This is a genomic window from Pseudomonas sp. 2822-15 (genome assembly GCF_002742515.1).
GTDB lineage: Bacteria > Pseudomonadota > Gammaproteobacteria > Pseudomonadales > Pseudomonadaceae > Aquipseudomonas > Aquipseudomonas salomonii.
This window is the reverse complement of record NZ_LJRY01000209.1, coordinates 408,841-423,791: the sequence shown is the minus strand read 5'-3', so window position 1 is coordinate 423,791 and position 14,951 is coordinate 408,841. Positions and strand designations below refer to the sequence as shown.

Annotated in this window: 13 protein-coding genes; 5 read left to right on the top strand and 8 right to left on the bottom strand. The window is 62.1% G+C overall.

What is annotated here, in order from left to right; translation table 11 throughout:
- Window positions 1–84 precede the first annotated feature (84 nt).
- From AOA59_RS24025 to AOA59_RS24005, 5 genes are all read right to left on the bottom strand, one after another.
- Complete coding sequence (locus AOA59_RS24025; protein ID WP_099489308.1) at window positions 85–1,395, bottom strand: MFS transporter; 1,311 nt, start codon at window positions 1,393–1,395, stop codon at window positions 85–87.
- A gap of 280 nt (window positions 1,396–1,675) precedes the next feature.
- Window positions 1,676–2,308 carry an N-carbamoylsarcosine amidohydrolase gene (locus tag AOA59_RS24020; protein ID WP_099489307.1) on the bottom strand — a complete coding sequence of 211 codons (633 nt, stop codon included), beginning with the start codon at window positions 2,306–2,308 and terminating at the stop codon, window positions 1,676–1,678.
- Window positions 2,309–2,319: 11 nt separating this feature from the next.
- Complete coding sequence (locus AOA59_RS24015; RefSeq protein WP_099489306.1) at window positions 2,320–3,072, bottom strand: Asp/Glu racemase; 753 nt, start codon at window positions 3,070–3,072, stop codon at window positions 2,320–2,322.
- Between the two features lie 11 nt (window positions 3,073–3,083).
- Window positions 3,084–3,884: an alpha/beta fold hydrolase gene (locus AOA59_RS24010; RefSeq protein WP_099489305.1), complete on the bottom strand. Its 801-nt coding sequence runs from the start codon at window positions 3,882–3,884 to the stop codon at window positions 3,084–3,086.
- A complete protein-coding gene (locus AOA59_RS24005; protein ID WP_099489304.1) occupies window positions 3,881–5,014 on the bottom strand; it encodes an FAD-dependent monooxygenase in 1,134 nt (377 codons plus the stop codon). The genes AOA59_RS24010 and AOA59_RS24005 overlap by 4 nt, the downstream gene beginning before the upstream one ends.
- A 305-nt stretch (window positions 5,015–5,319) precedes the next feature.
- On the opposite strand from AOA59_RS24005, the gene AOA59_RS24000 reads away from it, so the two are divergent.
- From AOA59_RS24000 to AOA59_RS23985, 4 genes are all read left to right on the top strand, one after another.
- Window positions 5,320–6,372 carry a 2,5-dihydroxypyridine 5,6-dioxygenase gene (locus AOA59_RS24000; RefSeq protein ID WP_099489303.1) on the top strand — a complete coding sequence of 351 codons (1,053 nt, stop codon included), beginning with the start codon at window positions 5,320–5,322 and terminating at the stop codon, window positions 6,370–6,372.
- A gap of 188 nt (window positions 6,373–6,560) precedes the next feature.
- A complete protein-coding gene (locus AOA59_RS23995) occupies window positions 6,561–6,995 on the top strand; it encodes a MarR family winged helix-turn-helix transcriptional regulator (RefSeq protein WP_083221688.1) in 435 nt (144 codons plus the stop codon).
- A 143-nt stretch (window positions 6,996–7,138) separates the two neighbouring features.
- A complete protein-coding gene (locus AOA59_RS23990) occupies window positions 7,139–7,630 on the top strand; it encodes a (2Fe-2S)-binding protein (protein WP_099489302.1) in 492 nt (163 codons plus the stop codon).
- Entirely contained in the window at window positions 7,627–11,145 is a 3,519-nt protein-coding gene (locus AOA59_RS23985; protein WP_099489301.1) for a molybdopterin cofactor-binding domain-containing protein, read from the top strand. Before AOA59_RS23990 ends, AOA59_RS23985 begins: the two co-directional genes overlap by 4 nt.
- Window positions 11,146–11,265: 120 nt before the next feature.
- Here AOA59_RS23985 and AOA59_RS23980 read toward each other — a convergent pair whose 3' ends face one another.
- A complete protein-coding gene (locus AOA59_RS23980; RefSeq protein ID WP_065911692.1) occupies window positions 11,266–11,913 on the bottom strand; it encodes a TetR/AcrR family transcriptional regulator in 648 nt (215 codons plus the stop codon).
- Between the two features lie 159 nt (window positions 11,914–12,072).
- Here AOA59_RS23980 and ggt point away from each other — a divergent pair, with 159 nt between their 5' ends.
- On the top strand, window positions 12,073–13,797 hold the full coding sequence (ggt, locus tag AOA59_RS23975; protein WP_099489300.1) for a gamma-glutamyltransferase: 1,725 nt from the start codon (window positions 12,073–12,075) through the stop codon (window positions 13,795–13,797).
- Here the strand turns inward: ggt and AOA59_RS23970 are convergent.
- Both AOA59_RS23970 and pnuC read right to left on the bottom strand, forming a co-directional pair.
- Window positions 13,791–14,345, bottom strand: a complete 555-nt coding sequence (locus AOA59_RS23970; protein ID WP_099489299.1) for an AAA family ATPase — start codon at window positions 14,343–14,345, stop codon at window positions 13,791–13,793. The genes ggt and AOA59_RS23970 overlap by 7 nt on opposite strands.
- Complete coding sequence (pnuC, locus tag AOA59_RS23965) at window positions 14,342–14,905, bottom strand: nicotinamide riboside transporter PnuC (RefSeq protein WP_056859884.1); 564 nt, start codon at window positions 14,903–14,905, stop codon at window positions 14,342–14,344. The genes AOA59_RS23970 and pnuC overlap by 4 nt, the downstream gene beginning before the upstream one ends.
- Between the last annotated feature and the right edge of the window lie 46 nt (window positions 14,906–14,951).

Below are 14,951 nucleotides of genomic sequence, written 5' to 3'. Positions count from 1 at the left end.
GCGTCACCAGGTTGACATAGCCATCCCGGAATTTTTGCTTCTGCTTCGTAGGCAGGGTGATTCATCCGCAAAAAATTGTTGTTATTAACGGTTCACCAGTTTCGCCGGCAAGGCGATGACCAGGAAGCTGCTGAGAATCAGGCAGCCGGCGAAAAACCACAAGGCACCCGCACTGCTGCCGGTGACGTCGATCGCAACCCCCATCAACGAGTTGCTGACCAGGCCTGCGATATTCGCCAGCGAACAGGCCAGGGCAAAGCCGGTGGCCGCTGCGGTGCCTTTGAGGAAGGTTGCCGGCAGGCTGAAAAACACCGGCACGGCGCCGATGATGGCGGCTGACGCGATGGCGAACAGCAACACGGTGGCAACCACACTGTGGGTAAAGAACGTACTGGTGGCCATCGCCGCTGCGCCGATGAAGAACGGCACGATGATGTGCCAGCGGCGTTCGCGGTGTTTGTCGGAGCTGGCGCCGATCAGCAGCATGCCCAGCAGCGCCGCAACGCTGGGCAATGCAGTCAGCACGCCGATGTGGAAGGTGTCGGTCACCCCGGCGTTGCGGATGAAGGTCGGCATCCAGAACCCCATGGCGTAGGCGCTGAGCAGAATCGAAAAGTCGATGCCGCCGAGCATCCACACCTTGAGGTTGAAGAAGCCGTCACGGAAGCTGTGCTTGCTGCCGGTGGCGTCGGCTTCGTCCTTGCGCAGTTCGCTTTCCAGCAAGGCTTTTTCTTCGTCCGACAGCCATTTGGCCTGCTGAAAGGAATTGGGCAATGCCCAGAAGGTCAGCACGCCAAGCAGGACGCTGGGCACCGCCTCGATCAGGAACAGCCACTGCCAGCCACGCAGGCCGCCCAGGTTGTCGAAGTGGCCCATGATCCAGCCTGACAGCGGGCCGCCGATGACGCTGGACAACGGCAGGCCGATCATGAACAGCGCGATGATGCGCCCGCGTCGGTGCGTCGGGAACCAGGTGGTCAGGTAATACAAAACGCCCGGCAAAAAGCCCGCTTCGGCGGCGCCGAGCAGAAAGCGCAGGATGTAGAACTGGGTGGTGGAAGTGACCAGCATGGTGCAGGCCGAGAGCAGGCCCCAGGTGATCATGATGCGTGCGATCCAGATCTTCGCGCCGACCCGCTCAAGTACCAGGTTGCTGGGCACTTCAAAGATGATATAGCCGACGAAAAACAAGCCGGCCCCCAGGCCGAACGCGGTTTCGCTGAAGTGCAGCTGGTCAAGCATCTGCAACTTGGCGAAGCCGATGTTGATGCGGTCCAGGTAGGCGGCCAGGTAGCAGAAACACAGGAACGGAATCAGCTTCCAGGTGATCTTGTGGTAAAGCGTGGTAACGGGTTCGGCGACCGTAGTCGCGGGTGCTGCATTCGCAATGGGCATTGGGGGTGTCTCCTGGCGGTGACTTATGGTTTTTATACAGCCGCTTTTTTCCAGCACTTCGGCGTGCTGTAAAAGCGACGTCCAAAGGCAGTGACAGAAGACTGAAAGCTGCACCGGCTTTTCAATGTGGGAGCTGGCTTGCCTGCGATAGCGGTGGGTCAGCAACAATTATGTTGCCTGACACTCCGTCATCGCCGGCAAGCCAGCTCCCACCGTTGGGCGGGGGCGGCTCACAGTTTTGTGCAAGACCGCGCTCTGTGGCGCAGTTCTTCGTAGTCGTTTATTGCTCCTTGAACTTGCTCATCGCCTCCTGCTTGCTCACCACATCGCCATACTTACTGTCGATGTCGAACAGATTGGCTGCATGGGGCGCCGGGTGTCGGTCGCCGACGCATTCGCGTACGACGATGGTGCGAAACCCATGCTGCACCGCATCCACGGCGGTGGCGCGGATGCAGCCGCTGGTGGAACAGCCGGCCAGCACCACGGTGTCGATGCCTTGGGCGTGCAGCATCGGGGCCAGGCTGCTGCCGAAGAAGGCGCTGGCGTACTGCTTGGTGATCACCACTTCATTTGCCTGGGGCAACACCTCGATACAGAACGCGGCGAGTGGGTTGCCCTCGACCATGTCTTTCATCACCGGGGCTTTCTTGACCCAGATACCGCCATCGGCGAAATGGCCGGGATGGTAGCGGATATTGGTGTGCACCACCGTAATCCCGTGCTGGCGAGCAGTGGCCAGCAGCTCGACGCTTTCAGCCACGGCCACCACCACTTCAGGGGCATACAACGGCGCGCCTTCGGTGGTGTAGCCCTGCATAAAGTCGATCATCAGCAGCGCGGATTTTTTGCCGAAGCCGATGCGATTGCCCCAGACGCCCTGGTAGTTGGCGTCGGCGGATTGTTCGCTCATCGTAAAACTCCTCAGTAAGCGCCGGACAGCAAGGCGCCGGCGCCGGGCACGACAGGCTCCAGGTCCAAGGCCTTGAGCATCGCGTAAGTGGTGGCGATGGCGGCGGTGAGCACCGGTTTGCCGGTTTGCGCTTCAACCTTGGCCACCACCGGCAGCGACTGCATCTGCACGCAGGCCGAGAGCACGATCACGTCCACACCTTCCAGGTTCATGCCGGCGACGATCGCCGGCAAGTTGGCCGGGTCGTGGCGCGCCACTTCGAGGTTGTCGGGGATCTCCAGGGCGCGCCAGTCCACCACGTCAAAGCCTTCTTCGCGGATGTAGTTCACCACCAGCTCGGTCAGCGGCTTCATGTACGGCGCGACGATGGCGATGCGCTTGGCGCCCATCACTTTCAAGCCTTCGATCAAGGCGCCGGCGCTGGTGATCACCGGCGCGTTGGCATCGTTGTCTGCGGTGGCTTTACGCAAGCGCTGTTCGGAATTGCGGTGATAACCCAGACCCATGGCCATGATTGCCACCAGGCACGCATAACCCAGCACGTCGACCTTGGCGTCGGACAGCTCGATGGCGCAACGGTCGGACTCGCCGTCCATGGCCGCCAGTTCTTCCTTGCGCACCTGCTTCATGCGCATGCGGCTGGAGTGAAAGGTAAAGCGTTCGGGACGGATTACCTGGCGCGCATTAAGCATCGCCGGGATCTCGGTTTCCATGGTGGTGTTGGAGCTCGGCACGATCTGGCCGATGCGGTAAGGCTTGAGCATGGGTGGCGTCCTTATTGTTGTGTGAGGAAGCCGTCGAGGGCGGCAAAAAAGCCCTCAAGGTCATCCCACGGAATCATGTGCCCGGCGTTCGGCACGTGGGCGACCTGGAGCGCGGGCTGCAGGTCCTGGATTTCGGCGATGTCTTCGTTGAGGATCACGCCGCCGCGCCCGGCCACCATCAACAGGGCAGGGGCCTTGAGCTTGGGCAGGTGCTGGTGGAAGTCGACCGTGTGGAAGTCGTTGAAGGCACGCACGATGGCCGGCTCATAACAGGTGTGCAGCCACTCGGCGCGCAGCTGCAGTTGCTCGACGGTCCAGGTGGCGCAAAAGGCGCGCATCGCATCAGCGTCCATGCCGACCAGCGATTGGCGGATCGAGTCGACGTACCATGGCAGCTTGCTGGGGTATTCACGCCGGCCGGGGCCGGACACAGGCGGGTCGATCAGCACCACGCGGTTTACGCCCTGGGGGTGCATGACCGCGCTGTGCGCGGCAAACCGCGCGCCCATGGAGTGGCCGACCAGGTCGTAGCTATCGAGCCCAAGCGCATCGGCAAACGCGCCGATGTCCTCGGCGCAGGTGTCTGCGCTGTAGTCCAATTGCGGCCCGGTGGACGACAAACCGCGCCCGCGCACATCCAGCACGTAAGTGTCGAACCGGGCGCCAAGGCGCTCAGCCACAAAGCCCCAGGTAATCGCCGGGCTGGTGATGCCCGGGATCAAAATCAGCGCCGGGCCTTTGCCGCCGTAGCGCAGGTAGTGCTGGCGAATGCCATTGGCTTGCACATGGGCGCCGAACAGAAGGGTACTCACGCGGCCACCCCCGATTTCAGCTCCTGGGCGTACAGGTCATAACCGTAGACCCAGGCCGGGTCTTCCTGGGTGCGCAGCCAGGTGTTGGCGTTGGACACCGCTTGTACGCGGGACGCGCGTTCCTTGCGGTTGGCTTCGTAGAGCTGGAACGCCGTGCGGTAGTCGCTGATGCCGGTTTCCTGCAGGCAACGGGTGAGCATGGCCGCATCTTCGATGGCCATGCCGGCGCCCTGGGCCATGTGCGGTTTCATCGGGTGGCAGGCGTCGCCCAGCAACACCAGGCGGCCACGGCTCCACAGCGGCAACGGGTTACGGTTGCGCAGCGGCCATTTGGTCACGCTTTCGGTGGACTCGATCAGCGCCTGCACGGTGGGGTGGTAGCCCTTGAACGCGTCGAACATCTCTTCGCGGCTGCTGTCCACGAACGCGCCCTGGAAGTCCCATTCGGCATGGGGCACGCCGGTCACGTAGTAGTACTCGTCGCGCTTGCCGGTGGTGTAGTAGACCATCATGTGGCGGTCCTCGGTCCACCACTTGATGCAGTCTTCGAACTTCAAGTCGTACTTGGCCAACTGGTCGCTACGGATCAGCGCACGGTGCGCGACCCAGCCGCTGTACAACGGTTTTTCCACGCCGAGCAGCTCTTCGCGGATCCTGGAGTTGATGCCGTCGGCGCCGATCACGATGTCGGCGTAGGTCACTTCGCCGTCGGCGAAGGTCAGGCGCACTTGGGTATCGGTTTCTTCGAGGCTTTCCAGACGCTTGTTGAAGTGCAGGGTGCCGGGTTTGAGGGTCGACATTTGCAATGCGTGCAAGTCGCCACGGTGCACGGTGATGTAGGAGGCGCCATAGCCGGTGAGTGGGATGCGCGAGAGGTAGTCACCGCTTTCGCCGCAACGGCTGAACCAGTGCTCGGGGTGCGAGCCCATCAGGTCCAGCTGTTTTTCGATGCCCATGCGGCGGAAGATTTTCATGATGTTAGGCCCCATGTGGATGCCTGCACCCAAGCGGGAAAACTCCTGCGCCTGTTCGTAGATATCGACGTCGAAACCGGCTTGCTGCAGCAGGGTGGCCGCCGCCGCGCCGCCCAGGCCGGCACCGACGATGGCGATTTTCTGTGTGCTTCCCATGGGGCGTAAACCTCTCTCTTTTTGATTTTGGCGGCATCTGTCCGCAAGGTTTTTAAAGTGTATACGCTCATTTTTTGAAATGGGAAGCCTGCATTTAAAATTTTATTGTTTGACCGTATTTATCCTCTGTAACGGTTTTGGCCTTTATCTGTAGGGTTTGTGTGGATTGGTAACGTTTTGGTGCACCACTTGCAGTTCGTCTTAAATTCGGGTCTTATCGTTTTTAATTGGTGTACACACTATAAAAATGCACCGGAGTGAAGCTTGATGCTTGAACTTGGTGCAGCCCCACAGGAGACAGGAAAATGCCGGTAAGCGATTGCGAACTCACCCACATGTTTGAGCACGTGTTGAAACTGTCGAAGGTTGACCCGACCCAGAGCGTCGCCGTGCTCAAGAGCCATTACTCCGACCCGCGCACCGTGCGTGCTGCGATGGACGCGGCGCAGCGCCTGGGGGCCAAGGTGTATGCGGTGGAATTGCCGTCGTTCAACCATCCCAAGGCCATGGGCAACGACATGACCGCCTATTGCGGCGACACCGCGCTCACCGGCAATATCGCCGCCCAGCGCGCGTTGGAGGCCGCCGACCTGATCGTCGACACCATGATGCTGCTGCACTCGCCGGAGCAGGAGCAGATCCTCAAGACCGGCACGCGCATCCTGCTGGCCGTGGAACCGCCGGAAGTGCTGGCGCGCATGCTGCCCACCGAAGCCGATAAGGTGCGTGTGCTGGCGGCCGAGCAGTTGCTGAAGAAGGCCCGCTCGATCCACGTCAAATCCCGCGCCGGCAGTGATTTTCGCGCCGCACTGGGCCAATACCCGTCGGTCACCGAGTACGGTTTTGCCGATGAGCCAGGGCGCTGGGACCATTGGCCGAGTGGTTTCCTGTTTTCGTGGCCCAACGAAGAAACCGCCGAGGGCGTGCTGGTGCTGGATATCGGCGACATCCTGCTGCCGTTCAAGACCTACACCCGCGAGACGATCACCCTGGAGATCGAGAAGGGCTTTATCACCAGAATCCACGGTGGTTTCGAGGCCGAGTACCTGCGCGATTACATGAAGTATTTCAATGACCCCGAGGTGTACGGCATCTCCCATATCGGCTGGGGCTTGCAGCCCAAGGCGCAATGGACGGCCATGGGCTTGCACGACAAAAACGACGGCATGTGCATGGATGCACGGGCGTTCTACGGCAACTTCCTGTTCTCCACCGGGCCGAATACCGAAGTGGGCGGCACGCGCAAGACGCCGTGCCATATGGATATTCCGCTGCGAAATTGTGATGTGTACCTGGATGATGAGGCGGTGGTGATTGCGGGAGATGTAGTCGCACCGCAAGCGTCCCTGGCACGCTGAGTGTTCAACTGTGGGAGCTGGCTTGCCTGCGATAGCGGTCTGTCAGTCACATCATGGCTGGCTGACCCGGCGCTATCGCAGGCAAGCCAGCTCCCACAGTTTGAAGTGTTCCGTCAGCTCCAGGCTTGAGTCCGTTCACCATCCCCGCCATCATGCCCACCATCGCCAATCACCCACCGAGCCACGCCGTGCCTGATTCCTACGTTTTCTCTGAACAAGTTGGCCACCTGCTGCGCAAGGCCTACCAGCGCCACTTGGCGATCTTTCAGCAGAATGTCGGCGACTCGCAGCTCACCGCCGTGCAGTTCGTCACCCTGTGTGCGCTGCGCGATCAGGGTGCAAGTTCCCTCACCGAGCTGGTCAAGGCCACGGCCGTCGACCAGGCGACCATTCGCGGTATCGTCGAGCGGCTCAAGAGCAAGGCGCTGATTACCCTGGAGCCGGATCCCCAGGACAAACGCAAAGTGGTGGTCGACCTGTCGCCAGCCGGCGCCGAACTGGTCACGCAAACCGCGCCGCGCGCCGCGCAGATCAGCGAGCTGACCATGAGCAACCTCAACCCCGCAGAGCGGGTGGCGGTGCTGTTCCTGCTGCGCAAGATGATCGACGACCCGCAGGAATAAAACGGCGCTGGCATCGTTTTTGCTCTGAGTTCATGTAGTAGTCACTTCACGTGTCAAGTGTGTCGCGAGGCCCCACATCCGCGACGCTTTTTTTTGACTGTTTCGTGTAGTGGTTGCTTCATCAACTGATACAGGCGAAGCGAATGATCAGTCCACCCATCACCGTTGGTCTCAAGGTCAACGGCCACACTCGCGAAGTCAGTGCGATGGCGGATACGCCGCTGCTGCTGGTGCTGCGCAATGACCTGCAACTCAACGGCCCCAAGTACGGCTGCGGCCTGGGCGAGTGCGGTGCCTGCACCGTGATCATTGATGGCGTGGCGGCGCGGTCGTGCGTGTTTCCACTGGCGGGTGCAGCCGGGCGCGAGATTGTCACCCTCGAAGGCCTCGGCACTCGCCAGGCGCCGCACCCGGTGCAGCAAGCCTTTATCGATGAGCAGGCGGCGCAGTGCGGTTATTGCCTCAATGGCATGATCATGACCGCCAAGGCGTTGCTCGACCGCAACCCCAACCCCAGCGAAGCCCAGGTGCGCAATGAGCTGTCGGGCAACCTGTGCCGTTGCGGCACCCATATCGAAATCCTGCGCGCCGTGCTGCGTGCCGCGCACCTTATGAGCGTGGAGGGCCGACCATGACGGATATGTCCCGTGAGCAATGGCTGGCCAAGGCTGGCGTGTTATTGATTGTCGATGATGTGCTGCCACCTTCCGGCCCGGTGGCCAAGGGCGGCACACCCACCGTTAAACCCAAGGAACTGGGATTGTTCATAGCGGTAAACGATGACGGCCTGGTGTATGCCTTCAACGGCCATGTGGACCTGGGCACCGGCATTCGCACCTCGCTGGCGCAGATTGTGGCCGAGGAGTTGGACCTGAACCTGCAGCAGGTCAAGATGGTGCTGGGCGATACCGAGCGCGCGCCCAACCAGGGCGCCACCATCGCCAGCGCGACCTTGCAGATTTCGGCGGTCCCCCTGCGTAATGCGGCCGCCGAAGCACGGCGCTTTTTGCTCGCGCGCGCAGCGGCGCGCTGGGGTGTGAGCACCGGCAGCCTCAAGGTTGAAGCCGGGGTAGTGCACGCCGCCGACGGGCGCACCACCACCTACGGCGAACTGGTCAGCGGCCAGCATGATCAGTTGCGCATCAGCGGCGAGGCGCCGTTAAAACCCGTCGAGGATTATCGCCTGGTCGGCAAGGACGCCGCGCGCGTGGATATCCCCGGCAAGGCCACCGGCGAGCTGACCTATGTGCACGACATGCGTGTGCCGGACATGCTCCATGGCCGCGTGGTCCGCCCACCGTATGCCGGGCTCGACTGCGGCGATTTTGTCGGCAACAGCCTGCTGAGTGTGGATGAGGCGTCCATCGCGCATATCCCCGGCATTGTCGCGGTGGTGGTGATTCGCGATTTTGTCGGCGTGGTGGCGTTGCGCGAAGAACAGGCGATCAAGGCCGCCCACGCACTCCAGGTGCACTGGAAGCCGTGGCGCAACGCTTTGCCGGACATGAGCGATGTCGAGCAAGCCGTCCGCGACAACCCACGGGTACGCCGCACGGTGCTCGACCAGGGCAATGTCGACGAAGCCCTGGCGGGCGCCAGCCAGCGCATGCCGCGCAGCTATTTGTGGCCGTACCAGATGCATGGCTCGATCGGGCCTTCGTGTGGCGTGGCGGACTATCAAGCAACCGGCAGCCGCGTGTGGTCGGGCAGCCAGAACCCGCACCTGCTGCGCGCCGACTTGGCGTGGTTGCTGGAATGCGACGAAGCGTTGATCGACGTGATCCGCATGGAAGCCGCCGGCTGTTACGGGCGTAACTGCGCGGACGACGTGTGCGCCGATGCGTTGCTGTTGTCGCGCGCGGTGGGCAAGCCGGTGCGGGTGCAACTGACCCGCGAACAGGAACACCTGTGGGAACCCAAGGGCACCGCGCAGTTGATGGATGTGGACGGCGGGCTCAATGCCGACGGCAGCATCGCCGCCTATGATTTTGAAACCAGCTACCCGTCCAACGGCGCGCCGACCCTGGCGCTGTTACTCACTGGCCGCGTGGAGCCGGTGGCGGCGATGTTCGAGATGGGCGACCGCACCTCGATCCCGCCCTACGCCATCGACAATATGCGCGTGACCATCAACGACATGGCGCCCATCGTGCGCGCCTCGTGGATGCGCGGCGTATCGGCGTTGCCCAACACCTTTGCGCATGAATCCTATATCGACGAGTTGGCCTTCGCTACGGGCGTCGACCCGGTGGAATACCGCCTGCGCTACCTCAAGGACGAGCGCGCCATCGAGTTGGTCAAATCCACCGCCGAACGGGCCAACTGGGCGCCGCGCACGGCGCCGATGCAAACCGCCAGCGATGACCACCTGTTGCGCGGTCGCGGCTTTGCCTATGCGCGCTATATCCACAGCAAGTTCCCCGGCTTCGGCGCGGCGTGGGCGGCATGGGTGGCGGACGTGGCGATCGACAAACACACCGGCGATGTGTCGGTGACGCGGGTGGTGATCGGCCATGACTCGGGGATGATGATCAACCCGGCGGGCGTGCAGCATCAGATCCACGGCAATGTGATCCAGTCCACCAGCCGTGTGCTCAAGGAGCGAGTGACCTTTGAAGAGTCGACGGTGGCGAGCAAGGAGTGGGGCGGCTACCCGATCCTGACCTTCCCCGAAGTGCCGCAGATCGACGTGCTGATGATGCCGCGCCAGGACCAGCCGCCCATGGGCGCCGGTGAGTCGGCCTCGGTGCCGAGTGCGGCGGCGATTGCCAATGCGATCTATGACGCCACCGGTATTCGTTTTCGCGAGTTGCCGATAACGCCCGAGCGGGTGTTGGCGGCGCTGAACGCCGGCACCCTTGGTGAGCCTGCCAAGTCGCCGGAAAAACGCAGGAAGTGGTGGTTCGGTGCGTTGTTTGCCACCTTGGGGGCGCTGATGGCGACGGCCTGGCCGTTTCACAACGAAATCGCACCGATCGCGCCGCCCGGCGCGGGCACCTGGTCCAAGGCTACCCTCGAACGCGGGCGCTTGCTGGCGGCGGTGGGCGATTGCGCGGTGTGCCATACCGCGCCGGGTGGCACCGCGAATGCCGGCGGCCTGGCCATGCAAACGCCGTTCGGCACGCTGTACAGCAGCAATATCACGCCAGACGTGAAAACCGGCATCGGCGCCTGGTCGTACCCGGCATTCGAGCGGGCGATGCGTGACGGCATTGGCCGCGATGGGCGCAACCTGTACCCGGCGTTTCCCTATACGGCGTTTCGCAATATCAATGAGGCGGACACGCAGGCGCTGTATGCCTACCTGATGTCCCAGGCGCCGGTGAGCCAGGCGCCGACGCCGAATGCCATGCGCTTTCCGTTCAATTTCCGGCCGTTGATGGCGGGCTGGAATGCACTGAACCTGCGGCGGGGTGAAATCACCCCACAGCCTGAGCGCAGCGCGCAGTGGAATCGCGGCAATTACCTGGTCAATGGCCTGGGGCACTGCGCCGCGTGCCACTCGCCGCGCAACCTGATGGGGGCGCAGAAGGGCGGAAAATCCTTCCTTGCCGGGGGCGTGGTCGATGGCTGGGAGGCACCGGCGTTGACGGGCCAGTCCAAGGCACCGACGCCGTGGACCGAGGACCAGTTGTTCAATTACCTGAGCACCGGCTATTCCGATGCCCATGGCGTGGCGGCAGGCCCGATGGGGCCGGTGGTGAGTGAGTTGGCAAAGCTGCCCAAGGCCGATATTCGTGCGATGGCGGTGTACCTGGCGTCGCTCAAGGGCGAGGCAACTGCCGAGGCGCAAGTCCAGGTTGCGACTGTTGCGAACCCCAATGGCCGACGTGTATTCGAAGGTTCGTGCAAGGCCTGTCACGCCGATGGCCTGGGGCCGAAGCTGTTTGGGGTGAGCCCGTCATTGGCGAGCAATACCAACGTGTTCAGCGATCAGCCGGATAATTTGATCCAGGTGATCTTGCAAGGCATCAGCAACCCGGCGACCCGGGACTTGGGGTATATGCCGGGGTTCAAGAACAGCCTGTCGAATGGCCAGGTAGCGGATCTGGTGGCCTACCTGCGCACGCGCTTTGCACCCAATGCGCCGCAGTGGAAGGGCCTGGAACAAAAGGTCGCGCACCTGCGCGCCAACCCTGGCACTCACTGACAGGACGCGGTTAAAACTGTGGGAGCTGGCTTGCTCGTGAATGCGGTGGGTCAGTCAATTCATCAGTCACTGATATACCGCATTCGCGAGCAAGCCAGCTCCCACAGGATGAACCGGTTTCTATCGGGAAATCGGCGTTACACCCCGCAGCACCAAGTCACTGATAAACCCCAGCCAATCCTGCTGCTGTCCCTTGTCCGCCAAATCTTCACCGAGGAATGAACTGAGGGTGTGGCGGTTGGAGTTATAGAAGTAGCACAGCGAGGCAATCATCAAATACACGTGTTTGAGGTCGATGTCCTGGCGAAACACACCCTGGGTCTGGCCGGCTTCGATGATCGGGCGTAACACGCCAACCGCTTCGCCCGACAGCCTGCGCATCTCACCCGACTGCCGGGCATGTTTACCCTGGTGCAGGTTCTCGATGCTCAGGATCGCCACGAACTCGGGGTGCTTGACGTAGTAGCTCCAGATAAAGGCCACCAATTCACGCAAGGCTTGCACGGGGTCGCCCAGGTCCAGCTTGAGTGTGCTTTCGGCTTTATTGAACTGTTCGTAGACCTGTTCCAGCACACAGACGAACAAGTGTTCCTTGCTGCCGAAATAGTAATAAAGCATGCGGTCGTTGGAGTCCGCGGCCTTGGAAATGGTGTCGACGCGCCCACCGGAATAGCCGTCGCGGGTGAACACCTTGACCGCCGCCTGCAAGATGCGTGCACGTGTCTGGTCGGCCTGTTGCGCCCGAATCCCGGTCTTTTTGATCGCCATCACAAAGCGCCTTGCCGCCAGTCTGGGCGCGAAATATAGCATGGGCTTTTTCGAGCCCGTTCTATGACCGACAAGTTCTGTAATAAAAACGCCATTGCGCTGGGGATTGGATTCGAGTCGGGCTATTTTGGTGCACCTCAATAAATAGAGTAGCCATGGATGAAATACCAACCCTTCAGCCGTACCCTGATTGCCACTGCGCTGGTGCTGACGGTCAGCGGTGTGCAAGCCGCGTCACAGGCCCCGGTGGCCGGTGAAAATGGCATGGTGGTGACCGCCCAGCATTTGGCCACTCATGTCGGCGTGGAGGTGCTCAAGGCCGGCGGCAACGCGGTGGATGCGGCGGGTGCCGTGGGCTATGCGCTGGCCGTGGTGTACCCGGCAGCGGGCAACCTCGGCGGCGGCGGCTTTATGACCGTGCAACTGGCAGATGGGCGCAAGACCTTCCTCGACTTCCGTGAAAAAGCCCCGTTGGCAGCCACCGCCGACATGTACCTGGACAAAGACGGCAAGGTCATCGACGGCCTCAGCGCCAAGGGCCACTTGGCCGTCGGCGTACCCGGCACCGTGTCCGGCATGGAAACCGCGCTGAACAAATACGGCACCCTCAAGCGCGCCCAGGTGATTGCCCCGGCGATCAAACTGGCCGAAAACGGCTTTGAACTGGAGCAGGGCGATATCGACCTGCTGCACACCGCCACCGGCGAGTTTGAAAAAGACAAGGACCTGCGCGGGATCTTCCTGCACAACGGCCAGCCGATGCAGGTCGGCCAGAAGCTGGTGCAGAAAGACCTGGCCAAGACCCTCAAGGAAATCTCCGCCAAGGGCACCGACGGCTTCTATAAAGGCTGGGTCGCCAAGGCGCTGGTGGACTCCAGCCAGGCCGGCAAGGGCATCATCACCCAGGCCGACCTCGACAAGTACAAGACCCGCGAGCTGGCGCCCATCGAGTGCGACTACCGTGGCTACCACGTGGTCTCGGCGCCGCCGCCAAGCTCCGGCGGCGTGGTGATCTGCCAGATCATGAACATCCTCGAAGGCTACCCGATGGCCGACCTGGGTTATCACTCGGCCCAGGGCCTGCACTACCAGATCGAAGCCATGCGTCATGCCTACGTGGACCGCAACAGCTACCTGGGCGACCCGGATTTCGTCAAGAACCCCATCGCGCACCTGTTGGACAAGGACTACGCCGCCAAGCTGCGCGCCGCCATCGAACCGCAGAAAGCCGGGGATTCCCAGGCGATCAAGCCAGGTGTGTCGCCCCATGAAGGCAACAACACCACCCACTATTCCATCGTCGACAAGTGGGGCAACGCGGTGTCCGTGACCTACACCCTCAACGACTGGTTCGGTGCCGGCGTGATGGCGAGCAAAACCGGGGTGATCCTCAACGATGAAATGGACGACTTCACCGTCAAGGTCGGCGTGCCGAACATGTACGGGCTGGTGCAGGGCGAAGCCAACGCTATCGCACCGGGCAAGGCGCCGTTGTCATCGATGAGCCCGACCATCGTCACCAAGGATGGCAAGGCAGTGATGGTGGTCGGTACGCCGGGCGGCAGCCGGATTATCACCGCGACTTTGCTGACCATCCTCAATGTCATCGACTACAAAATGAACATCCAGGAAGCCGTGGACGCGCCGCGGTTCCACCAACAGTGGATGCCTGAGACCACCAACCTGGAAACCTTCGCGGTGAGCCCGGACACCCAGAAGATTCTGGAAAGCTGGGGCCATAAGTTTGCCGGTCCCCAGGATGCCAACCACTTGGCGGCGATCCTGGTGGGCGCGCCTTCGCTGGGCGGCAAGCCGGTGGGCAACAACCGTTTCTACGGGGCGAACGACCCGCGTCGTAACACCGGTTTGTCCTTGGGCTACTGAGGCGTTAGACATTGCCCTTGGCGCGGCTGGGCAAGCAGTTGCTCGACCGCCTCAAGGGCTGTGGCGCGGCGTGCTTCCCAGTCGCCACGTATCACCAGGGCGGGTTGTTGGTGCTGTTCGATCCAGTCCAGGCTGCCCTGGAAAAACACTCGGCGATCCGCCAACTCTGGTTGGCAGCGCTGGCCGTCGGCGCTCCATTCCACGTCCTCGGGGGACAGCAGCAGGTGCAGGTCGTAATGGCGGGCCAGCAGCTCGTCATCCAGCCACGCCGGGTAGTCACCGAACAGGGTCTGGCTCCAGAGCTTGTTGGTCAGCAGGTTCGTGTCGAGGATCAGCAGGTGAGGCTGCTCGGCGCGGGCGGCGTCTTCCCAGGCCAGTTGGCCACGGGCGATGGCCGGGATGTCCGCCAGGGTGGTGTCGCGCTGGTGATGGTCGATGAAATAGCGCACGTATTCACCCACCATCAGCCCACCGAAGCGGGCGTACAGTTGCGCGGCCAGCCAGCTTTTGCCGCTGGATTCGGGGCCGGCCAGTACCACCACTTTCATGCGTGCAACGCCGGGTCGGCGCGCCATTCACGCCAGCCCTGCACGGCGATCACGGTGAACAGTGCATACAGCGCGGCGGTGAGGTACAGGCCTTTGTAGAGAAACAGGCCGACGAAGATCACGTCCACGGCGATCCACAGCGCCCAGCATTGCACGCGTTTTTGTGCCATCCACATTTGCGCCACCAGGCTGAAACCGGTGAGGGCGGCATCCAGCCAGGGTTGCGCGGCATCGGTCCAGTGGGCCATGGCGGCGCCGAGCAACGCGCTGAACACGGCGCCGACGGCGAGGCTGACCATGATCGCGGGCCAGCCCAGGCTTGTGACCTGGCGGCCCTGCTTGACCTCACCGGCGCGGGTCCATTGCCACCAGCCATAGAGTTGCAGGCCGGCGTAGACCACTTGCAGGAGCATGTCGGAGTAGAGTTTTACGTCGAAGAACACCCAGGTGTAGAGCAGCACCATCACCAGCCCGATGGGCCAGCACCAAGGGTTTTGTTTGACCGTCAGCCAGACAGCGATCACCCCCAGGGCGGCGGCGAACAGTTCAAGCCCGGACATGGTGGTTCCTTGGGAGAGTGGGTGAGGGCGGTGATTGTAACCAAGA

What these genes read in the sequence shown, in the direction of transcription:
- AOA59_RS24025 (WP_099489308.1), bottom strand. Translation starts at nt 1,395, where the DNA reads ATGCCCATTGCGAATGCAGCACCCGCGACTACGGTCGCCGAACCCGTT.
- AOA59_RS24020 (WP_099489307.1), bottom strand. Translation starts at nt 2,308, where the DNA reads ATGAGCGAACAATCCGCCGACGCCAACTACCAGGGCGTCTGGGGCAAT.
- AOA59_RS24015 (WP_099489306.1), bottom strand. Translation starts at nt 3,072, where the DNA reads ATGCTCAAGCCTTACCGCATCGGCCAGATCGTGCCGAGCTCCAACACC.
- AOA59_RS24005 (WP_099489304.1), bottom strand. Translation starts at nt 5,014, where the DNA reads ATGGGAAGCACACAGAAAATCGCCATCGTCGGTGCCGGCCTGGGCGGC.
- AOA59_RS24000 (WP_099489303.1), top strand. Translation starts at nt 5,320, where the DNA reads ATGCCGGTAAGCGATTGCGAACTCACCCACATGTTTGAGCACGTGTTG.
- AOA59_RS23990 (WP_099489302.1), top strand. Translation starts at nt 7,139, where the DNA reads ATGATCAGTCCACCCATCACCGTTGGTCTCAAGGTCAACGGCCACACT.
- AOA59_RS23985 (WP_099489301.1), top strand. Translation starts at nt 7,627, where the DNA reads ATGACGGATATGTCCCGTGAGCAATGGCTGGCCAAGGCTGGCGTGTTA.
- AOA59_RS23980 (WP_065911692.1), bottom strand. Translation starts at nt 11,913, where the DNA reads ATGGCGATCAAAAAGACCGGGATTCGGGCGCAACAGGCCGACCAGACA.
- ggt (WP_099489300.1), top strand. Translation starts at nt 12,073, where the DNA reads ATGAAATACCAACCCTTCAGCCGTACCCTGATTGCCACTGCGCTGGTG.
- AOA59_RS23970 (WP_099489299.1), bottom strand. Translation starts at nt 14,345, where the DNA reads ATGAAAGTGGTGGTACTGGCCGGCCCCGAATCCAGCGGCAAAAGCTGG.
- pnuC (WP_056859884.1), bottom strand. Translation starts at nt 14,905, where the DNA reads ATGTCCGGGCTTGAACTGTTCGCCGCCGCCCTGGGGGTGATCGCTGTC.